Genomic DNA, 19590 nt, shown 5'->3' on the forward strand with positions numbered 1-19590 from the left:
TCCGTGCGCGTCGACCGCGAGCCGCACCCGGGTGCGCCACCCACCGATCGCGTCCCCGGGCACGATCGTCTCCACCAGCACTTCCCGCTCGATCCCGGCCAGCCGCCGCAACTGTTCGGCCACCACCGTTGCCTTCACCGCGCGCTGGGCCGTCGGCGTGGCGAACGAGAAGTCACAGCATCCGGCGCCGCCGGGACCGGAGACCGGGCAGGTGGCGGGCACCCGGTCCGGCGACGCCTCGAGCACCTCGACCGCCTCCGCCCGGCAGAACGAGCCGCCACGATCCTCGGTGACCCGTACCCGCACCAGCTCGCCGGGCAGCCCGTGCCGGACGAAGACCACACGTCCCTCGTGCCGTGCGACGCAGAAGCCGCCGTGCCCCGGCGGGCCGAGCCGCACGTCGAACGTGTTGGTCCGCCAATCGCTCATCCCGAATGCTCCGTGGGCGTCATGTCCGATCTCCGTACCCGCGCCGCACCGCGCCGGGAGCGTTCACCACGCCGGGCGCCTTCGCCCGCGCGGACGAGCTCAGCTGCCACGGCACGCTGGTCACCATCACGCCGGGTTCGAACAGCAGCCTGCCCTTCAACCGCAGCGCGCTCTGGTTGTGCAGCACCTGCTCCCACCAGTGGCCGACCACGTACTCCGGGATGAACACGGTCACCACGTCGCGCGGGGCGTCCTTGCGCACCCGCTTCACGTAATCCAGCACCGGCTTGGTGATCTCGCGATAAGGCGATTCGATCACCTTGAGCGGCACCGTGATGTCGCTGTTCTCCCACTCCCGCACCAGCGCCCTGGTGTCGGCCTCGTCGACGTTCACCGTCACCGCCTCCAGCGTGTCGGGGCGGCTGGCGCGCGCGTAGGCCAGCGCGCGCCGGGTCGGCAGGTGCAGCCGGGAAACCAGCACGATGGAGTGCGAACGGCTGGGCAGCACGCCGTCCCACTCGTGCTCGTCCAGCTCCCGCGCGACCGAATCGTAATGTCTGCGAATCAGTTTCATGACCACGAAGATCGCGACCATGGTGAAGATGGCGATGTAGGCGCCCGCGAAGAACTTGGTGATCAGCACGATCACCAGCACCGCCCCGGTCGCGGAAAGACCGACCGCGTTGATCACCCGGGATCGCTTCATCCGCGCGCGCTGCGCCGAGTCGGTCTCGGTGCGCAGCAAGCGGGTCCAGTGCCGCAGCATGCCGGTCTGGCTGAGCACGAACGAGACGAACACGCCGACGATGTACAGCTGGATCAGCTTGGTCACCTCGGCGCCGAACAGCACCACGAACGCGATGGCCGCGCCGGACAGGAACAGGATGCCGTTGCTGAACGCGAGCCGGTCGCCCCTGGTGTGCAGCTGGCGCGGCAGGTAGCGGTCCTGCGCCAGGATCGAGCCGAGCACGGGAAACCCGTTGAACGCGGTGTTCGCGGCGAGCACGAGGATCAGCGCGGTCACCGCCGTGATGAAGAAGAACCCGAACGGGAAGCCGTCGAACACGGTTGCGGCGAGCTGGGCGATGAGCGTCTTCTGCTGATAGTCGGGCGGCGTGCCGGTCAGGTCGCCGGCGTCGTGCGCGTACACCACGCCGATCTTCTGGGCCAGGACGATGATGCCCATCAGCAATACGATCGCGATCGCGCCCAGCATCAGCAAGGTGGTGGCGGCGTTGCGCGACTTGGGTTTGCGGAAGGCGGGGACACCGTTGCTGATCGCCTCCACACCGGTCAGCGCGGCGCAGCCGGAGGAGAACGCGCGCGCGATGAGGAAGGCGAACGCCAGCCCGTAAAGATGCTCGTGCTCGGCGTTCAATCCGAACCCGGCCGATTCGGCCCGCAAATCCTCGCCGAGCACGAAGATCCGGAACAGGCCCCAGCCGAGCATGAGGACCATGCCGAAGATGAACGCGTAGGTCGGAACCGCGAAGGTGGTGCCCGATTCCCGCACCCCGCGCAGGTTCATCGCCGTGAGCAGCGCGATCGCCACGACGGCGAACAACACTTTGTGGGTGGCGACGAACGGGATGGCCGAGCCGATGTTGGACGCGGCCGAGGAGATCGACACCGCGACGGTGAGCACGTAGTCGACCAGCAGCGCACTGCCGACGGTGAGGCCCGCGTTCGGTCCGAGGTTGGTGGTGGCGACCTCGTAATCGCCGCCGCCGGACGGGTACGCGTGCACGTTCTGCCGGTAGCTGGCCACCACCACCGCCATGACGAAGGCGACCGCCAATCCGACCCACGGCGCGTAGAGATACGCGGCGACTCCGGCGGCCGACAGAACCAGGAAGATCTCTTCGGGAGCGTAGGCGACCGAGGACATGGCATCGGAGGCGAACACCGGAAGCGCGATTCGCTTCGGCAGCAGCGTGTGGCCCAGCGAGTCGCTACGGAAAGGCCTGCCCAGCAGCACTCGCTTCGCTGCCGTCGTCAACTTGGACACTGGAGCGAGCATAGGCCCCCGCACGGTGGATCGCGCGCGTGGCTCGCAGGTTTGCTCGTCGGCCGAAGGGGGAACGTGGCCGGTGGAATCATTCGACGGGTAGCGTTCGACCGGACAGCAGAGCAGACCGAACACCATGGTTCCAGGAACGAGGTTGCACGGTGTACGTAGTGATCATGGGGTGCGGGCGCGTCGGCTCGTCGCTGGCCCACGCCCTGGTCCGCGTGGGTCACGAAGTCACCGTGATCGATCGGGACTCCAGTGCCTTCCTCCGGCTGGGCTCCGATTTCCCTGGTGAGCGGGTGACGGGGGTCGGATTCGATCGAGATGTGCTGATCAAGGCGGGAATCGAGCGGGCGAACGCGTTCGCGGCGGTTTCCTCCGGCGACAATTCGAACATCATCTCCGCCCGGGTGGCCCGGGAGATGTTCGGCGTGGAGCGGGTGGTCGCCCGCATCTACGACGCCAAACGCGCGGCCGTCTACGAGCGGCTCGGCATCCCGACCATCGCGACGGTCCCGTGGACCACCGACCGCTTCCTGCGCGCGCTGGTCGGCGACACCGGCACCACCACGTGGCGCGACCCGACCGGAACGGTTGCTGTGACGCAGCTGACGCTGCACGAGGAGTGGTATGGCCGCACCGTGCGCGACCTGGAGCGAACCGTCTCGGCCAGGGTGGCGTTCATCATCCGTTTCGGCCAGGCGCTGCTTCCCGACAGCAAGACCATCATCCAGGCCGACGACATCGTCTATGTGGCCGCCGCGTCCGGCACCGTGGGCGAGACCGTCGCCATGGCCGCGAAGCCCCCAGCGAGCGAGGACTGAACATGAAAGTGGCCATCGCCGGAGCGGGCGCCGTCGGCCGATCGATCGCCAGGGAGCTCCTGCGCGGCGGGCACCGGGTCATGCTGCTGGAGCGTCAGCTCGAGCACATCGATTCCGCGGCGATCCCGGACGCGGTCTGGGTGCACGCCGACGCCTGCGAACTGGCGCTGCTGGAGCAGGCCGGGCTGGAGACCTACGAGGTGGTGATCGCGGCCACCGGTGACGACAAGGCGAACCTGGTGCACAGCCTGCTGGCCAAGACCGAGTTCGGGGTGCGGCGGGTGGTGGCGCGGGTGAACGATCCGCGCAACGAATGGCTCTTCGACGGCTCCTGGGGTGTGGACGTCGCGGTGTCCACACCCCGGCTGCTCGCCTCGCTGGTCGAGGAGGCGGTGTCCGTCGGCGACCTGGTGCGCCTGATGACGCTGCGTCAGGGCCAGGCGAACCTGGTGGAGATGACGCTGCCCGCGGACACCGCCCTGGCGGGCAAGCCGGTGCGCACCCTCACACTGCCGCGCGACGCCGCCTTGGTGACCATTCTGCGCGGCGGGCGGGTGATCGTGCCGCAGCCGGACGACGCGCTGGAAGGCGACGACGAGCTGCTGTTCGTGACTTCGGTGGAGGCCGAGGAGGACCTCCGGGTGGAACTCGCCAATCACGGCATCAGACCGTAACTCCCCGTACACGGCCGGACGCGTTCTCGGCGAAGCGCCGCCGGAGGACTACGCGGCCAGTTTCAGCTCGGCGCGCAGCTTGTTCAACGCGCGATGCTGCATCACCCGCACCACGCCGGGGCTGGTGCCGATGGCCTCCGCGGTCTGCGCCGCCGACCAGCCCAGCACGATGCGCATCACCAGCACCTCACGGTGCGCCGGCGCCAGCACCTTCATGAGTTCCCTTGTGGCGGTGCGTCGTTCGGAGGCCAGCGCCCATTCCTCCGGCCCGGCGGCGGAGGAGGCGTAGTCCGGGACGTCGGCCATCGGATAGGCGGGGTGCTGCTGCGAGCGGCGGAACGCGTCGGCGACCTTGTTGGCGGCGATGCCGTAGACGAAGGCCAGGAACGACTTGCCCTGGTCGCGGTAGCGCGGGATGGCGTTGACCGTGGCCAGCAGAATCTCCTGCACCACGTCGTCGGCGGTGACCTGCAGATGGGCCGTGTTGCCCAGGCGCGCACCGCAGTAGCGCCGCACCAGCGGGTGCACGATCCGGATGATCTCGGTGACGGCCTGACGGTCGCCCGCCGCCGCCGGGCCGATCAGCTTGTCCAGCTCGGCCGATACCCGCCGGCTCTCCGAGAGAGCGGGATGGTGGTTCTTGGGCAGTGCCGCGGTGTTGTGCTCGGTAGCCACGTCCGAGTCCTTTCTTGCCGATCAGTGCGTTTCGGTACGCATAGATCGTCCGATGAACTCGGGACGGCAACCAGGCACCCCAGGGTGGGGAAGCACCCACCTCGGCGGTGGGACTCCCCCCACCTCTGTGGTTTTCGCCGGGTGGTGGCGGAGGGTTAACGGCTCAGGCGGGCCTTGCCGCGGCCACCGACTTGGCGGGCAGATGACCCGCCCGGCGCACCGCCCAGATGGTGACGCCCAGCGCCACCGCGGTGAGCGGCCAGCCCATCGCGATACGGGCGAACGCGAGCCAGCCGGTCCGGTCGGTGTCGTAGAGCTGGGACTGCACCAGATAGCGCGCGCCGAACACCACGATCCACGTGGCGGTGGCCAGATCGTAGAGACGCACCGCGCGCGGATCGGACCGCCAGTCCGAGCCGTGACCGTTCAGCACGCCCCAGATCACGCCGACCAACGGCCGGCGGACCAGAATGGACCCGAGGAACACCGCGGCGTACACGAGGCTGGTGTAGATGCCGAAGAGGAAGAAACCCTTGGCCTCGCCCATGCGGTAGGCGATGAAGGCGCAGATGCCGACGCCGAAGAAACCCGAGATGGCGGGCTGGATGGGATCGCGCCGCACCAGACGCCAGATCAGGATGGCGGCGGCCACCCCGAGAGCCGACCAGATCGCGGCGGCCAGCCCGGCGACGCTGTTCACGGGAACGAACACGACAACGGGGAGAGTCGAGTAGATCAGGCCGCTGAAGCCGCCGAGTTGTTCGAGGAGGGTCTGCTCGGCACGTTCCTCGTCACGGTCTGGCAGCTCCAGCCGCCCGGTACGGTCGTCAGATCCTGCGTTGTCGTCGCTCAATGGCATACGTCAGCTGTTCCCGCGCAATTCGTAGTAGGGGTTGAAGATCACCTTGCGGCCGTCACGGTCGCCCACCCGGCCACGGACCAGGATGCGCCGCCCCGGCTCGATGCCGGGAATGCGCCTGCGCCCGATCCAGACCAGCGTAATCGCGTCCGTGCCGTCGAAGAACTCGGCCTGGACACTGGCACCGGCCGACTTGGGACACGCCTCGACACTGCGGAGCCTACCGAGCATGGTGGCCTCGTCACCGCGCCGACACTCCGACGCGCGACACGCTCCAGAGGCCTCGGATGTCTCGGCCAGCTCTTGGGCGTCGAGCTGATCGATGTCTTCGGTCAGTCTGCGGCCCAGACGTCGGAAATATCCTGAGGCTGCGGATGACATTGCACGCTCTCCTGCATAGAGCAGATGGCGTGGGTCGCACACCATCGTGAGGGATCCGATCCGCACGACCTGCTGAGGCCGTACACCGCCACTGTAGATGGACCGGGCCACCCCCGCTACGCTCGGACCGATGTTCGACTCCCCACACCCGGCTCGCGTGGTGGCACTGCCCGGCACCGGATCCGACGCCGATTTCGCCGAGCGCGCCTTCGGGCCCGCGAGCGCAGCGCACGGCCTGGATTTCGTCGCCGTGGAACCGGATCCACGTCGCGTGGTCGCCAGCTGCCGGGCCGCGCTCACCGCGGCGGCACAGGCGGGCCCGGTGCTGGCGGCGGGGATCTCGCTGGGCGCCGCGATCGCGCTGGAATGGGCCGCCGAGCACCCGGATGACGTCGTGGGAGTCGTGGCGGCGCTACCCGCCTGGACCGGACCGGACACCGCCGCCTGCCCGGCGGCGCTGAGCGCGGCGGCCACCGCGGCGCAGCTGCGCGCCGACGGCCTCGCCGCGGTGATCGAGCGAATGCGGGCGAGCAGTCCTGGGTGGCTCGCGGACGCGCTGACCCAGTCGTGGCGGGCGCAGTGGCCGGACCTGCCGCGGGCGCTGGAGGAAGCCGCCGACTACAAGTGGCCGGACGCCGAGCGCCTGGCCACCTTCGAGCTGCCGATCGCGATCGTCGCCGCCGTCGACGACCCGGTGCATCCGGTGACGGTGGCCGAGGAGTGGGCAGCGCTGGCTCCGCGCGCGCGACTGCACCGGATCACGCTGGACGAACTCGGCGCCGATCCCGCGATCCTGGGACACGCGGGGCTCGGCGCCTTCCGGTGAGTCCGGTCGTTCAGTTCAGGCCGAGCTGCTGCATGGCCGACCCGTCCGCACCGCGCCGCGGTCCCGGCGGCATCCGCGGCACCACCGGCTGCGCACCGGTCTGCGCCGCGACCTGCGCGGCCATCGCCTGCTGCTGAGCCTCCACCTGCTGCTGATGCGCGGCAGCCAGCTGCTCGGACAACTGCTGGGGCAGCACCACGGGCAGCGGCTCCCGCACCGGCAGCGGATCCTCGCCACGGCGGACCACCGTCTCGCTCAGGATGGCGCGCGCCGCCTTGACCAGCGGACTGCCGTCGTTCGCCGCGCCCGAGGGGCCGGCCGCCACCAGCCGCACCATCCAGCGATAGCCGTCCACGCCGATGAAACGCAGATCCGCGCCCTCGGTCAGCGCCAGCAACTCCCGGCCCCACGGCCCGTTCTCGATCGACACCCTGGCGCCGTCCTTGCGCAGCGAATCCGCGAGGTCCGCGGCGACCAGACGCCACTGGCCCGAGGTCTTGGGCGCGGCGTAGGCCGCCACGGTGATCCGGCCGTGCTCGGTGGCCAGGTGCACCGCTTGCGGCTGGCCCTCCGGGGTCATCTCGACCTGCAGCTGACCGCCGGGCGGGACCGGCAGCAGCACCGATCCCAAGTCCAGCCGCTGCTCGGACACCGTCTCCAGCAGCTCGGCCACCTCGTCGTAGTCGTACGGGCCCGGCTTGCCCTGTAGCCGGTCGGCGTCCAGGTCCACGCCTTCGTAGGAGCGTTCGTCGGTGGGCGCGTCGTCGTAGAACTCGTCGTCGTACTCCGCTTCGTACTCCGCCCCGTAGTCGGCGTAATCGTCCTCGTCGTACCGATCGTCCGCGGCCCTGCTCGACTTCTTTCGCTTTCCGAACATTCTCGTCATGCCTCCTTGCCGGTCGCCCGGCCCGCCCCGTTCGAGTGCGCGGCCAGGCTCGCGTGGCCGCCGCTGGAGCCGTAGCCGCCCGCCCCCCGGGTGGTCTCGTCGAGCGAGTCGACCTCCACGAAATCCACCAGCTCCACTCGCTGCACCAGCAGTTGCGCGATCCGGTCGCCGCGCCGCAGCTCGATCGGCGTGCGCGGGTCGTGGTTGATCAGGCACACCTTGATCTCGCCCCGGTACCCCGCGTCGACGGTTCCGGGCGTGTTCACCACCGACAGCCCGGCCTTGGCCGCCAGACCCGAGCGCGGATGGATCAAGCCGACCGTGCCGACCGGCAGGGCGACCGCGACGCCGGTGCCGACCAGCACCCGCTCCCCCGGCTCCAGGATGACGTCTTGCGTGGTGCACAGATCCACGCCCGCGTCGCCCGCATGGGCGCGCGTGGGCACGGGGATGCCGGGGTCCAGCCGCAGCAAGGGTATGGGTGAAAGTGCGCTCACGTTGGACGAGCCTACGCGTAGGCTGTTTGCCCTCGTGACTTAGTGTTGACTCGTGTCGGACCAGCCCAATCCCATGACCACGGACGAGAAAAAGCAGCCAGCGCGCCTGTACCGGGAGCGCCTGTGGGTGCCGCTGTGGTGGTGGCCCGTGGCCTTCGCCATCACCGGGTTGCTCGCGGCGGAGATCCATATGGGCGCGCCGGGGTTACGGGCGTGGCTGCCCTATGTGGTGTTGTTCCCGGTGCCGGTCTGGGTGCTGCTGTGGCTGAGCCGCCACCGTGTCGAAGTGGCGCCGGACGCCGCCGGCACACCGGAGCTGCGCGCCGATCGCGCCCATCTGCCGGTGAATTTCGTGGCCCGCGCGGCCGTCGTCGCTCCCACCGCGAAAAGCGCGGCGCTGGGCCGCCAGCTCGACCCCGCCGCCTATGTCCAGCATCGCCCCTGGGTGGGGCCGATGGTCTTGCTCGTGCTCGACGACCCCGACGATCCGACGCCGTACTGGCTGGTCAGTACGCGACGGCCCGAACGGGTCCTTGCCGCGCTCGGTCTTCCGAGCGCGGGCTGACACTGTGTTCGATCTCGTCGAGATCAGGCGGCGCAATCCATGCAGATCATCTGGCCGCCCTTGTCGCTGGCCAGCCTGCTCCGGTGATGAACCAGGAAACAGCTGGAACAGGTGAACTCGTCGGCCTGCTTCGGGATCACCCGAACCGTCAGCACTTCCTCGGACAGGTCGGCGCCGGGAAGCTCGAACGACTCCGCGGTATCGGATTCGTCGATATCCACGACGGCGGACTGCGCCTCGTTACGACGAGCCTTCAGCTCCTCCAGCGAATCCTCCGACACATCGTCGGATTCGGTGCGCCTCGGTGCGTCATAGTCGGTTGCCATGTCGTCTTCCCCTCGTCCTAACTCCGTATATCCCGGACCGGTCCGCTCACACCCGATTCCTGCCGGAACCGCCGCGACCGGTACCGCCCCGCCGGTGGTGCACGTCACACGTACACCGGTCGCCTATCAGGCCGGATCGTGCCGATCCACTCCGGATAGCGCTGGGTAAACGCAGGACATGCCCTTCTTGTTCCCGCGACCGACCACTGATTTCCGCACCGGTGATTCGATCTGGGCCGCCAGACAATAGCGGACCCCGGAGGAAAAGGCGCAATCAAAACACGGCCGAGTCGAAAATGAGGGGCAATCGACACCGTCCGGGGAACGCACCGAGACCTTGCGCCGCGGCCCCGCCACATTTTCGTAGAGTGTGCTGGTGGTTTCACTGATCACCGAAGGCACCGCGACGGATTCGCAAGGTCGGCCGTTCCTGCGTAGGCGCCCCCAGCCCTGGCTCATCATGCTCGGCGTTCTCGCACTGATCTGCGGGATCGTCTGGATAAAAGCCCTCACGACGCACGACGCCGACCACACCGCGATGGCATGCAACTCGCCGAGTCCGGCCTCGGATCCCGGTGCGCGGCAAGCGACTCCGCTCGGCCAGCGCGTCGGCGCCGGCCGGCTGCAGGACGTGGAACCCGCACCGCTGGCGGCGAGCAAGGTACGCGTGCTGAACGCGAACAACCAGCGCGGTCAGGCCGCGCACGTCGCCGCCCAGCTCGGCGACCTCGGCTTCGCGAGCGCGCCCGGCACGCAATACGGCAACGATTCGGTATACGTCAACGGCGACCTGGAGTGCACCGGGCAGATCCGCTTCGGGGTGAACGGCCGCCCGGCCGCCGCGTCCGTGCAGCTGGTCGCGCCGTGCGCCGAGCTGATCGAGGATCAGCGCGGCGACGAGACGGTCGATCTGGTGCTCGGTTCGCTGTTCCGGGACATCCGGCCCAGCAACGACGCCGAGGAGGTGCTGCGGTCGCTGAAGAACCCGGCGCCGGGCAACTCCACCTCGATCGATATCAAGTTGCTCGACGCCGCGCGGCAAGCCCGCTGCTGATCAGCGGTCCGGGATCGGCTCGGTAGCGCCGACCCGGGCCAGCAGTTCCCCGAGTTCACCGGCGATCCCGGGCGCGGCGGCCACCACCAGGTCGCCGTCGGCGCCCGGCGCGGTGGCCGGGGGAAGCGTGAGCCGCGCGCCCGCCTCCGCGGCGATCAGCGCGCCCGCGCCCCAATCCCAGGCGTTCAATCCGTGCTCGTAGTACGCGTCCACCCGGCCCGCCGCGACATGGCACAGATCCAGCGCCGCGGCGCCGAAACGGCGGATGTCGCGCACGTGCGGCAGCACCTGCGCGGCCAGCTCCGCCTGCCTGCTCCTGCGGTGCCTGCCGTAGGCGAATCCGGTGGCGACCAGCGCCATCGCGACCGTGTCGACGGGCGTGCAGCTGAGGTGCTCCACCACGCCGTCGGCGTCCACCCGCAGCGCGCCGAGGCCGAGCCCGGCGCTGTAGGTGGCCGCGCGCGCGACGTCGACCACGGCGCCCGCGACCGGCCGCCCGCCGCGCAGCGCGGCCACCGACACGGCGTAGCCCGGGATGCCGTAGAGGAAGTTCACCGTGCCGTCGATCGGGTCCACCACCCAGTGGACGACGTCGGCGCTCGTGTCATCGATGCTGCCGCCGCCCTCCTCGCCGAGAATCGGGTCGCCCGGGCGCTGTTCGGCGAGCAGTCTTCGGATCAGGTCTTCGGTCTCGGTGTCCACGATGGTCACCGGATCGGTCGCGTGGCTCTTGGACTGCACCGCGCCTTCGGCGTGCGCGCCCCCGGGCCCGAACACCTCGGGACGGCGGGCGCGGACGTGGGCGGCGGCCGTCTCGGCGATGTCGACCGCGACGCGCCGCAGGTCGGCTTCGTCGCCACGCGCGACGATCGAGACGAACGAGTCGGAGGTGTAGTCGGACACTGACGATGAGGTTTCCGGCACGCCTTCCATCGCATCACACATCCTCGCCGAACGCCCAGCCTCGTGGTCCCATTACTCTTGTCGTGCACGACACAGCGCCGTCGTCGGGCATCCCATTCGCCACGCCCGCAGGGGCGTCGTGGGCCCCGTGCAGCGCTGTCATCACACCGGCCAGCACAGGGAACGAGGGGTTAGTCATGTCCGCTCGGGGGCACGCATTCGGCATCGATATCGGTGGCAGCGGCGTCAAAGGCGCCGTGGTCGATCTGGCCACCGGCGAGTTGGTCCACGAGCGGATCAAGATCGCGACGCCGCACCCCGCGACACCGTTCGCCGTGGCGGAGGCGGTGGCCGAACTGGTCGCCAAGGCCGGGTGGGACGGTCCGGTCGGCCTCACCCTGCCCGCCGTGGTCCTCGGCGGCGTCGCTCGCACCGCGGCCAACATCGACAAATCCTGGATCGGCACCGACGCGCGAGCGCTGTTCTCCGCCGCGCTCGGCGGCCGGCCCGTCACCGTGCTCAACGACGCCGATGCCGCGGGCATGGCCGAGGACCACTACGGCGCGGCCAGGAATTTCGCGGGGCTGGTCATGCTGCTGACCTTCGGCACCGGCATCGGCTCCGCGCTGCTCTACCACGGCACGCTGGTGCCCAATACCGAACTCGGCCACCTGGAGGTCCAGGGCATGGAGAGCGAGCACCGCGCGGCGGCCTCGGTGAAGGAACGCGACGACCTGACCTACGAACAGTGGGCGGCGCAGGTCAGCCTGGTCCTGACCACGCTGGAGAACCTCTTCTTCCCGGTCGTCTTCGTCGCGGGCGGGGGCATCAGCAGGGACGCCGAGCACTGGATCCCGCTGCTCACCAACCGCACCCCGGTCATTCCGGCGCGCCTGCGCAACACCGCGGGCATCGTCGGCGCCGCCATGGCGATCGCGGGGGGTATCGCGCCATGAGGCGCGCGGGTACCGCGAGGATGCCGTTCCCGGCATCGTGCCGTAGGTACCCTGGTTAGATCGTTACAATGGAACGTGCCCGGCTGAGCCGGAGAAACCCCGACCGGCGCTCCGCCGGTGCAACCCGACAGATCGCTCCGCCGGAACACCACTCTGGCGTGACGCCGCACGAGACCGTCACGAAAGGGCGTACGTGGTAGCCACGAATACCCGTCAGACCGCCGAATCGGCCGATGCCGACTCCGCAGATGTAAACGCAGCACGGCCGGTCCGTAAGGCTGCCGCGAAGAAGGCTCCGGCGAAGAAGGCCGTCGCCAAGAAGGCGCCTGCCAAGAAGGCCGCGAAGGCAGCCAAGGCTCCCGCGAAGAAGGCAGGCACCAAGAAGGCGGGACCGGACGGCGAGCCCGGCGCCGACGAGGCGCTCGAGGACGAGTCGCTGGACCTCGACGATCTCGGCGATCTGGAAGTCTCCGAGGAAGACCTCACCGACGGCGACGAACTGGTCGACGTCGCCGAGGAACCCGAGGCCGAAGGAGCCGAAGCCGAGGAGGCCGAAGAACCGACGGCGGCGGACAAGGCCTCCGGCGATTTCGTGTGGGACGAGGAGGAATCCGAGGCGCTGCGCCAGGCCCGCAAGGACGCCGAGCTCACCGCCTCGGCCGACTCGGTCCGCGCCTACCTCAAGCAGATCGGCAAGGTCGCGCTGCTCAACGCCGAGGAGGAGGTCGAACTCGCCAAGCGGATCGAGGCGGGCCTCTACGCGGCGGAGAAGGTGCGCGAATTCACCGAGCAGGGCGAGAAGCTGCCGGTCGCGATGCGCCGCGACTACAACTGGATCGTCCGCGACGGCAACCGGGCCAAGAATCATCTGCTCGAGGCCAACCTGCGCTTGGTCGTCTCGCTGGCCAAGCGCTACACCGGTCGCGGCATGGCGTTCCTCGATCTGATCCAGGAGGGCAACCTGGGTCTGATCCGCGCGGTGGAGAAGTTCGACTACACCAAGGGCTACAAGTTCTCCACGTACGCCACCTGGTGGATCCGTCAGGCCATCACCCGCGCCATGGCCGACCAGGCCCGCACCATCCGCATCCCGGTGCACATGGTGGAGGTCATCAACAAGCTCGGCCGCATCCAGCGCGAGCTGCTCCAGGACCTCGGCCGCGAGCCGACGCCGGAGGAGCTGGCCAAGGAAATGGACATCACGCCGGAGAAGGTGCTGGAGATCCAGCAGTACGCGCGTGAGCCCATCTCGCTGGACCAGACCATCGGCGACGAGGGCGACAGCCAGCTCGGCGATTTCATCGAGGACTCCGAGGCCGTGGTCGCGGTGGACGCGGTGAGCTTCACCCTGCTGCAGGACCAGTTGCAGTCGGTGCTGGAGACGCTGTCGGAGCGCGAGGCGGGCGTAGTCCGGCTGCGCTTCGGTCTCACCGACGGCCAGCCCCGCACCCTCGACGAGATCGGCCAGGTCTACGGGGTCACCCGGGAACGCATCCGCCAGATCGAGTCCAAGACCATGAGCAAGCTGCGCCACCCCAGCCGCTCGCAGGTCCTGCGCGACTACCTGGACTAGGTCGCATCGCCTCGACGCCCGCATCGTCGTGCCGCTCGATATCCCGAGCGGTCGGCGGATGCGGGCGTCGCGCTTTCCGGCGTGAATTCGGGTCGCGTCGCTCCGCGCCATGAGCCATCGAGCGCGGTCCACAACAGGTCGACGCAGCCGCAGCCATCGGTCGCGCAGCCGAACATCGTTGCGGTGCCCCTGACGCTCTTGGGCTGGCCTGCGCGTCATGGCTACAGAGAAAACCCCGCCGCCGCCGCGCCGGTCGCGTAGCAGAGCGCACAGGGCGCTTTTCGCGGGCGCCAGGCTCGACCGGGCAAGGGACCGCGCGCTGGATCCTGCTGTTCGCCACCGGCCACATCAAGTCGACGCTGCTGGCCGTCACCGGCATCTCGCATGTCATCGAGCGCGGCGTCATCCCGTTACGGGTGGCCGTCGCCGCCGATGTGGGGCCAGCTAGCTATGGCTTTTCGGCCGTGCTGGCGGCGCTGGCGTTCCGTTTCCGTGGCACGGTGCGCCTGGTGTGGGCCGGATCGATCATCGTGGCGCTCGGCGCGGCGCTGTGGATCGAGCCGACGTTCACCGACTACGGCCATCTGTGCGCCGCCGTGATCGGGCCGGCCGTGGGCGCGACCGCGAGCCTGTTCCGGCACCGGCTGGAACGGACTGCCCCCGCCGGACTGATCAGGAGACGACGGGCTCGGGACGGCCGCGGTTCTGCAACCGACCCACCACCGGCTCCACCACCCGCGCGGCGATCGGACCGAGCACGGCCATCAGCAGGACGTAGGTCGAGGCGAGAGCGGTGAGCTGCCCGTCCATCGCCCCCGCGCTGACCGCCAGTCCCGCGATCACGATGGAGAACTCCCCTCGGGCGACCAGGGCCGCGCCCGCCCGGGCCCGCCCGAGGGGACGGATGCCCTCGCGTGCCGCCGCCCACCACCCGGTCGCCACTTTCGTCAGCAGAGTGACCGCCGCCAGCGCTATCGCCCAGCCCAGCACCGGCGGGATCGAACGCGGCTCGGTGCTCAACCCGAACGCCACGAAGAAGATGGCCGCGAACAGATCGCGCAGCGGTTCGAGCATCTTCGCCGCCGCGTGCGCCGTGGAGCCGGAGATCGCGATGCCGAGCAGGAACGCCCCGACCGCCGCCGAGACGCTCAGCGCCGAGGAGATGCCTGCCACCAGCAGCGCGGCGCCGAGCAGCGTCAGCAGGAAGACCTCGCGGTCGGCGCTGTCCACGACCGACGACACGTAGCGTCCGTAGCGCAGGGCCACCACGAGCACCAGCGTGATGGTGATCAGTGCCAGCGCCAGGGCGCGCAACCCGCTGACCCAGCTCAGTCCGGCCAGCACCGTGGTGAGGATGGGCAGATAGACCGCCATCGCCAGATCCTCGAACACGAGGATGGACAGGATCACCGGCGTTTCGCGGTTACCCAGGCGGCCGAGGTCGTCGAGCACCTTCGCCACGATGCCGGAGGAGGAGATGTAGGTGACGCCCCCCAGCGTGATCGCGCCGTTGACGCCCCAGCCCAGCATCAGCGCCACCACCGCGCCGGGCGACGCGTTGACCACGAGGTCCACCAAGCCGGCCGGCCACGACCGGCGCAGCCCCGTCACCAACTCCGCCGCCGTGTATTCCAAGCCGAGCAGCAGGAGCAGCAGCACCACACCGATCTCCCCGGCGACGTGGCCGAAGTCGTAGGCGGCCCCGAGCTCGATGAAGCCGCCCTGGCCGAAGGCGACGCCGCCCAACAGGTACAGCGGGATGGGTGACATACCGAAACGACCGGCGACACGCCCCAGCATGCCGAGAACGAAAAGAACCGCTCCGAGCTCGATCAGGGCGAGCGCGGTGTCCGTCACGTGCTCAGCCGTGCGTCAAGATCTTCGCGGCGGCATCCAAGCCCTCCGGAGTGCCGACCACCACGAGCAGATCGCCCGCGGTGAAGGTGAAATCGGGACCGGGCGAGGGATGCAGCTGACCGGCCCGCATGACCGCCACGATGGAGACCTTGGTGCGAGTGCGCATCTCGGTCTCCCCGAGGGTGCGGCCGTCGTACGGGGAGTCGTCCCCGATCGGGAGCTGACGGGTGGTGATCCCGGGCAGGTCCCGATGGTCGTCGTTGAGCTTGGCGACCAATTGCGGCGCGCCGAGCAGATTGGCCAGGACCGCCGCTTCGTCGGTGGTCAACGGGATCTGGGCGGCACAGGCGTCGGGATCGTCCAGCTTGGAGACGATCAGGTCGATATCACCGTCGCGGTGGGCGACCACGCCGATTCGGCGACCGGAACGGACTTCGAAGTCCTTGCGGACACCGATTCCGGGTAGTGCGGTGACGTCGACGTTCACGCCCTCCAGATTAGCCGGATCCAGAGCGCGATCGCCGGATCGGTCATCACTTCGGCGGATGGCGCGTCGCGGGCGCTGTGCTGTGATGGAGGCGTGCGGCGGTGGTCGGAATTGCCGGAGCGAGCCCGGGATGCGCTGGGCGCGGTGCTCGCGTTCACCGGCGGCGCCGCGCTGTACCTCACCGGCCTGTCCACGATGACCGATCGGGGCGTGCACTTGCCGTTGTCGGTGCGCTTCGGTGTGCTGGCCGCCTTGTGCGTCGCGACGTTCTTTCGGCGCCGGACCCCGATCGCGGCCATGTTGTGCGGTCTGCTTCCCCTGGCGGCGGACATCTGGCTCGGCGCGACGGTGCCGGTGTGGATCATCTACGCCGACCTGATCTACTCGGCCGTGCTGTACGCGGGGCGGCGGGCCTCGCGGGCCACGACGGCGGCCTGGTGGGCGTTCTCCGGCGTCGCCGTGGCGCTCACCCTGGCGACGACCGGTGACCTGCGGGCGGTCGCGCTGGCGTTGGTGGCGGTGTTCAGTTTCGTGGCGACCCCGATCTGGTGGGCGAACTCCGTGCGCACGCACAAGGAGGTGGCGGCTGCCGAGCGCACCCGCGCGCAGGCGCTGACGCTGGTCGCCGAACTCGACCGCCGCGCGGCCGTCGCCGACGAGCGCACCACCATGGCGCGCGACCTGCACGACGTGATCGCCGGGCACCTCTCGGCCATCGCCCTGCACTCCGAGGCGGCACTCGGGGTGCTGGACCGCGGCGACGGCGACCCCGCCGTGACCGGCATCATGCGGTCCATCCGCGCCGACAGCGTCAGCGCACTGCACGAGATGCGCACCATGATCGGCTTGCTGCGCAGCGACGGAGCCGCCACGACGGAGACCGCCGCGCCGCGCACGCTCGCCCAGTTGCCGATCCTGGTGGATGCCGCCCGCGCGGCCGGGATCTCGGTGCGGGTGCGCACGGCACTGGACGGCGCGGCGCTGCCCAGCGCGGTCGATCAGGCCGCCTACCGCATCGTCCAGGAGGCTATGACCAACGCCATGAAACATGCCCCGGGCCAGGAGGTCTCCATCGAGGTGCGAGCCGAGGAGGAGACGCTCAGAATCGCCGTCCGCAATCCCACCGTGCCGGCGCGGCCGCCGCACGCTGCCACGGAGGCCGGGCGTCGCGGCCTGGTGAACATGCGGGAGCGGGCGGCCGCCCTCGGCGGGAATCTCCGCGCCGGACCGGATTCCGGCAGCTGGGAAGTCCTGGCCAGGCTGCCGCTCGACACTCTCGGTGCCGCATGACCATTCGGGTGGTGATCGCCGACGACCACGCCGCGATCCGAGCGGGCCTGCGGATGATCCTGGACGCCGAGCACGATATCGAGGTGGCGGGCGAGGCGGCCGACGGTGATGTCGCGGTGGCGCAGGCCAGGGCGCTGCGGCCGCAGGTGGTGCTGATGGACGTCCGGATGCCCGGTGTGGACGGCATCACGGCCACCGAGCGGATCACCGCCGACAGCTTGGCCAAGGTGCTCATCCTGACCACATTCGACTTGGACGAGTACGTCTTTCGCGCGCTGCGCGCGGGCGCCTCGGGATTCGTTCTGAAAACCGCGTCGGGACAGTCACTGGTCGCGGCGGTGCGCACCGTCGCGGCGGGCGACGGCGTGCTGGCTCCGGAAGTCACGCGGGCGGTGATCGCGGCCTTCGCCGCGACGAATCAGGCGGCCGCGCAACCGGCTCCGGCCGGGCTCGCGGAACTCACCGAGCGCGAACGCGAAGTGCTCGACTGCCTCGGCGACGGCCTGTCCAACGCGCAGATCGCAGGGCGGTTGTTCATCGGTGAGACGACCGTCAAAACGCACGTCTCCCGGGTGCTCGCCAAACTCGGTGTGCGGTCGCGAGTTCAGGCCGCCATCGTGGCGCGCGAGATCCGCGATCGATAGTCACGCCACAAGAGGAGCGAATGTCCCGTCCTCGGCGGGCAAGTACTCCTCGACCCCCGTGACCGCGCCCACCGGCAGCGGGCCGTACAGGTGCGGGAAGAACATCGATTCCGGATCGGTCGGCACGCCCGGCTCCCACTCGATCGGCGACCCCACCCGTCGCGGGTCGATGCGCAGCAGCACCAGATCACGCCGTCCCGCGAACAAGCGATTCGCCGGCAGGTGTACCTGCTGCGGAGACGAGAGGTGGATGAACCCGGCTTCGGCGAGCGAGGGCGCACAGTACTCTCCCGTTTGCCGAGCGGAAAGCCATTCCCCCAATGTGCATAGGTGAACAAGCGTGTGAGTGTCATACGTCACGGGTAATCTCCCAGTGGACAACCGGATCGGTCGATCGAGAGTGTGACCCAGTGCACATCGGCGGCATGACCTGTGGCGTTCGCCCGTAGCGAAATCCCTGGTCGTGTTATCGAAAACACACTGGTTCATGCGCGGGAACAAAGTCCCCCGTCCCGAACGTCTGACAGAGTAGTCATACCCCTGCTGGGAAGTAGCGGTAGCGAGCTCGTGGTGAGTGACCACGGGCCCCACACCAGGTGAACGGTCGTCGGGACCGGGAGCCAGGACGGAGGAGTCATGCCAGGAACCCTGACAAGCACCCCACTGACCGCGGTCGATCGTTGCGACCGCTGCGGGGCGGCTGCCCGAGTGCGTGCCGTACTGCCCGCAGGTGGAGAGTTGCTCTTCTGCCAGCACCACGCGAACGAACACATGGATCGGCTGCGTGAGCTGGACGCCGTGATCGACACGGAGTCCGCTCCCGCGCTCTGACCTGCTCCTCGCGTCCTGACACAACAGCATCGGACAACAGAACACCGTTTCCACCGGCAGCGGGCGACCCACAGGTCGCCCGCTGTCGGTGTGTCCAGGGGCCGGTCATCTCCCGGAGGCCGCGCCCAGAATGCCGTCCAGCAGCCTGGCCAGGCCGTATTCGAACGCGCCTTCCGGGTCGGCGGGCGCCTGGTACAGCTCGCCGACCGCGGCCCCGACCCGCGAGGACAGCGGGAACCGGCTGGGCGACATCAGCTCGGTGAGCAGCGGACCGTGCACCTCCCACCAGCGCGCGTCGCTCATCCGGCCGGTCTCGCGTGCTGCGGCGATCGCCATGCGAGCGTTCCCGGTGGCGAACTCCGAGAGCACGGCGATCACCCGGTCCATCACCACGTCCGGCAAGCCGAGCCCCTCGATCGCGGCGAGCTGCCGCTCGTAACGCCGCATCCGTCCGGGGCCGAGCACGAGCCGCCAGGGCGGCACCTCGAGCAGCCAGGGGTGCGCGAGGAGTTCCGCCCGGACCTGACGGGCGACGGCGGCCAGCCGTTCGCGCGGCGGCAGGTCACCTGGGATCGAGGCGTCCTCGTCCGCGACCGCGTCGACCATGAGGACCGCGAGCGCGTCCTTGCTCGGCACGTAGGTGTACAGACTCATCGGGCGTAGCCCCAGCTCGGCGGCCACGGCCCGGATGGAGACCTTCTCGTAGCCCTCCCGGTCGGCCAGCGCGACCGCGGCGGCGACCACCGCGTCGACGCTGACCGTCTGCTTCGGACCGCGTCCCGCCGGGCGCGGCGGACGTTCGTGCCGCCACAGCAGGCTCAGCAGCTGCCGGGCTCGGGCGGGGCTGAATTCGTCGCTCACTGGCTCCTCGGAACAAATCCGGTACGGTGTACGTTGTCACCATACTCCGTACGGCATACGTTATTCGAGGGGTCCGCTCTGCCCAGCACACACGCCACTTATCTACCGGACCGGCACATGTTCGCGCTCTGGAGCTGGCACGGCCACGGCGCCGGGCCCGCCCCGCGCGGCGAGGGCGACC

23 protein-coding genes and 1 pseudogene are annotated in these 19590 nt (G+C 69.5%); 11 read left to right on the forward strand and 13 right to left on the reverse strand.

Annotated elements, in window-relative coordinates:
- Both ON27_RS17255 and ON27_RS17260 read right to left on the reverse strand, forming a co-directional pair.
- A partial coding sequence (locus tag ON27_RS17255; protein WP_043727882.1) for a TRAM domain-containing protein occupies positions 1-429 on the reverse strand: 429 nt, incomplete at its 3' end.
- Between the two features lie 19 nt (positions 430-448).
- A complete protein-coding gene (locus tag ON27_RS17260) occupies positions 449-2437 on the reverse strand; it encodes an APC family permease (protein WP_043727919.1) in 1989 nt (662 codons plus the stop codon).
- Positions 2438-2598: 161 nt separating this feature from the next.
- On the opposite strand from ON27_RS17260, the gene ON27_RS17265 reads away from it, so the two are divergent.
- Both ON27_RS17265 and ON27_RS17270 read left to right on the forward strand, forming a co-directional pair.
- Positions 2599-3264 carry a potassium channel family protein gene (locus ON27_RS17265; protein WP_043727884.1) on the forward strand — a complete coding sequence of 222 codons (666 nt, stop codon included), beginning with the start codon at positions 2599-2601 and terminating at the stop codon, positions 3262-3264.
- A gap of 2 nt (positions 3265-3266) precedes the next feature.
- On the forward strand, positions 3267-3938 hold the full coding sequence (locus ON27_RS17270; RefSeq protein ID WP_043727886.1) for a potassium channel family protein: 672 nt from the start codon (positions 3267-3269) through the stop codon (positions 3936-3938).
- A 48-nt stretch (positions 3939-3986) separates the two neighbouring features.
- On the opposite strand, the gene ON27_RS17275 is transcribed toward ON27_RS17270, so the two are convergent.
- The 3 genes from ON27_RS17275 to ON27_RS17285 all read right to left on the reverse strand — a co-directional run bounded on the left by ON27_RS17275 (position 3987) and on the right by ON27_RS17285 (position 5853).
- On the reverse strand, positions 3987-4613 hold the full coding sequence (locus ON27_RS17275; protein ID WP_083887633.1) for a sigma-70 family RNA polymerase sigma factor: 627 nt from the start codon (positions 4611-4613) through the stop codon (positions 3987-3989).
- 163 nt (positions 4614-4776) lie between these two features.
- Positions 4777-5472 (reverse strand): DUF3159 domain-containing protein, encoded by a 696-nt coding sequence (locus ON27_RS17280; RefSeq protein WP_083887634.1) that lies wholly within the window; start codon positions 5470-5472, stop codon positions 4777-4779.
- Positions 5473-5475: 3 nt separating this feature from the next.
- Positions 5476-5853, reverse strand: coding sequence for an OB-fold nucleic acid binding domain-containing protein (locus tag ON27_RS17285; protein WP_043727928.1), 378 nt, complete (start codon positions 5851-5853; stop codon positions 5476-5478).
- Positions 5854-5983: 130 nt separating this feature from the next.
- Between ON27_RS17285 and ON27_RS17290 the strand changes: the two genes are divergently transcribed.
- Positions 5984-6679, forward strand: a complete 696-nt coding sequence (locus ON27_RS17290) for an alpha/beta fold hydrolase (RefSeq protein WP_043727889.1) — start codon at positions 5984-5986, stop codon at positions 6677-6679.
- A 10-nt stretch (positions 6680-6689) separates the two neighbouring features.
- Here the strand turns inward: ON27_RS17290 and ON27_RS17295 are convergent, their stop codons facing one another.
- Positions 6690-7556, reverse strand: coding sequence for a DUF3710 domain-containing protein (locus tag ON27_RS17295; protein WP_043727931.1), 867 nt, complete (start codon positions 7554-7556; stop codon positions 6690-6692).
- Between the two features lie 5 nt (positions 7557-7561).
- Positions 7562-8062: a dUTP diphosphatase gene (gene dut, locus ON27_RS17300; RefSeq protein WP_043727891.1), complete on the reverse strand. Its 501-nt coding sequence runs from the start codon at positions 8060-8062 to the stop codon at positions 7562-7564.
- 73 nt (positions 8063-8135) lie between these two features.
- Here dut and ON27_RS17305 point away from each other — a divergent pair, with 73 nt between their 5' ends.
- Positions 8136-8627 carry a DUF3093 domain-containing protein gene (locus ON27_RS17305; protein WP_043727893.1) on the forward strand — a complete coding sequence of 164 codons (492 nt, stop codon included), beginning with the start codon at positions 8136-8138 and terminating at the stop codon, positions 8625-8627.
- Positions 8628-8650: 23 nt separating this feature from the next.
- Here the strand turns inward: ON27_RS17305 and ON27_RS17310 are convergent, their stop codons facing one another.
- On the reverse strand, positions 8651-8953 hold the full coding sequence (locus tag ON27_RS17310; protein WP_014351871.1) for a DUF4193 domain-containing protein: 303 nt from the start codon (positions 8951-8953) through the stop codon (positions 8651-8653).
- Between the two features lie 376 nt (positions 8954-9329).
- Here ON27_RS17310 and cei point away from each other — a divergent pair, with 376 nt between their 5' ends.
- On the forward strand, positions 9330-10007 hold the full coding sequence (gene cei, locus ON27_RS17315; RefSeq protein WP_043727933.1) for an envelope integrity protein Cei: 678 nt from the start codon (positions 9330-9332) through the stop codon (positions 10005-10007).
- Here cei and ON27_RS17320 read toward each other — a convergent pair whose 3' ends face one another.
- Positions 10008-10910: an inositol monophosphatase family protein gene (locus ON27_RS17320; protein WP_043727936.1), complete on the reverse strand. Its 903-nt coding sequence runs from the start codon at positions 10908-10910 to the stop codon at positions 10008-10010.
- A gap of 197 nt (positions 10911-11107) precedes the next feature.
- On the opposite strand from ON27_RS17320, the gene ppgK reads away from it, so the two are divergent.
- The 3 genes and pseudogenes from ppgK to ON27_RS45685 all read left to right on the forward strand — a co-directional run.
- Positions 11108-11866, forward strand: a complete 759-nt coding sequence (gene ppgK / locus ON27_RS17325) for a polyphosphate--glucose phosphotransferase (RefSeq protein ID WP_043727898.1) — start codon at positions 11108-11110, stop codon at positions 11864-11866.
- A 193-nt stretch (positions 11867-12059) separates the two neighbouring features.
- A complete protein-coding gene (locus ON27_RS17330; RefSeq protein WP_043727901.1) occupies positions 12060-13439 on the forward strand; it encodes an RNA polymerase sigma factor in 1380 nt (459 codons plus the stop codon).
- A gap of 203 nt (positions 13440-13642) precedes the next feature.
- Positions 13643-14038: pseudogene (locus ON27_RS45685) on the forward strand (rhomboid-like protein); the annotation flags it as partial.
- 73 nt (positions 14039-14111) lie between these two features.
- Here ON27_RS45685 and ON27_RS17335 read toward each other — a convergent pair.
- Positions 14112-15296: a cation:proton antiporter gene (locus tag ON27_RS17335; protein WP_043727904.1), complete on the reverse strand. Its 1185-nt coding sequence runs from the start codon at positions 15294-15296 to the stop codon at positions 14112-14114.
- 4 nt (positions 15297-15300) lie between these two features.
- Positions 15301-15783, reverse strand: a complete 483-nt coding sequence (locus ON27_RS17340; protein ID WP_043727907.1) for a cation:proton antiporter regulatory subunit — start codon at positions 15781-15783, stop codon at positions 15301-15303.
- Between the two features lie 93 nt (positions 15784-15876).
- Here ON27_RS17340 and ON27_RS17345 point away from each other — a divergent pair, with 93 nt between their 5' ends.
- Positions 15877-17073 (forward strand): sensor histidine kinase, encoded by a 1197-nt coding sequence (locus ON27_RS17345; protein ID WP_043727910.1) that lies wholly within the window; start codon positions 15877-15879, stop codon positions 17071-17073.
- On the forward strand, positions 17070-17717 hold the full coding sequence (locus tag ON27_RS17350) for a response regulator transcription factor (RefSeq protein WP_043727913.1): 648 nt from the start codon (positions 17070-17072) through the stop codon (positions 17715-17717). Before ON27_RS17345 ends, ON27_RS17350 begins: the two co-directional genes overlap by 4 nt.
- On the opposite strand, the gene ON27_RS17355 is transcribed toward ON27_RS17350, so the two are convergent.
- Positions 17718-18077 carry a DUF952 domain-containing protein gene (locus ON27_RS17355; RefSeq protein ID WP_043727916.1) on the reverse strand — a complete coding sequence of 120 codons (360 nt, stop codon included), beginning with the start codon at positions 18075-18077 and terminating at the stop codon, positions 17718-17720.
- 276 nt (positions 18078-18353) lie between these two features.
- On the opposite strand from ON27_RS17355, the gene ON27_RS17360 reads away from it, so the two are divergent.
- On the forward strand, positions 18354-18548 hold the full coding sequence (locus tag ON27_RS17360) for a DUF7455 domain-containing protein (RefSeq protein ID WP_036538000.1): 195 nt from the start codon (positions 18354-18356) through the stop codon (positions 18546-18548).
- Between the two features lie 105 nt (positions 18549-18653).
- Here ON27_RS17360 and ON27_RS17365 read toward each other — a convergent pair whose 3' ends face one another.
- Positions 18654-19409: a TetR/AcrR family transcriptional regulator C-terminal domain-containing protein gene (locus ON27_RS17365; RefSeq protein ID WP_083887637.1), complete on the reverse strand. Its 756-nt coding sequence runs from the start codon at positions 19407-19409 to the stop codon at positions 18654-18656.
- Positions 19410-19590 lie beyond the last annotated feature (181 nt).

It is taken from the genome of Nocardia asiatica NBRC 100129, from assembly GCF_000308415.1.
In the GTDB taxonomy this organism is placed as follows: domain Bacteria; phylum Actinomycetota; class Actinomycetes; order Mycobacteriales; family Mycobacteriaceae; genus Nocardia; species Nocardia asiatica.

Bases quoted from the DNA above. Each gene is read 5' to 3' on its own strand.
- ON27_RS17270 (WP_043727886.1), top strand. From the start codon at position 3,267: ATGAAAGTGGCCATCGCCGGAGCGGGCGCCGTCGGCCGATCGATCGCC.
- ON27_RS17295 (WP_043727931.1), bottom strand. From the start codon at position 7,556: ATGTTCGGAAAGCGAAAGAAGTCGAGCAGGGCCGCGGACGATCGGTAC.
- ON27_RS17310 (WP_014351871.1), bottom strand. From the start codon at position 8,953: ATGGCAACCGACTATGACGCACCGAGGCGCACCGAATCCGACGATGTG.
- ON27_RS17285 (WP_043727928.1), bottom strand. From the start codon at position 5,853: ATGTCATCCGCAGCCTCAGGATATTTCCGACGTCTGGGCCGCAGACTG.
- ON27_RS17290 (WP_043727889.1), top strand. From the start codon at position 5,984: ATGTTCGACTCCCCACACCCGGCTCGCGTGGTGGCACTGCCCGGCACC.
- ON27_RS17350 (WP_043727913.1), top strand. From the start codon at position 17,070: ATGACCATTCGGGTGGTGATCGCCGACGACCACGCCGCGATCCGAGCG.
- ppgK (WP_043727898.1), top strand. From the start codon at position 11,108: ATGTCCGCTCGGGGGCACGCATTCGGCATCGATATCGGTGGCAGCGGC.
- ON27_RS17360 (WP_036538000.1), top strand. From the start codon at position 18,354: ATGCCAGGAACCCTGACAAGCACCCCACTGACCGCGGTCGATCGTTGC.
- ON27_RS17280 (WP_083887634.1), bottom strand. From the start codon at position 5,472: ATGCCATTGAGCGACGACAACGCAGGATCTGACGACCGTACCGGGCGG.
- ON27_RS17305 (WP_043727893.1), top strand. From the start codon at position 8,136: ATGACCACGGACGAGAAAAAGCAGCCAGCGCGCCTGTACCGGGAGCGC.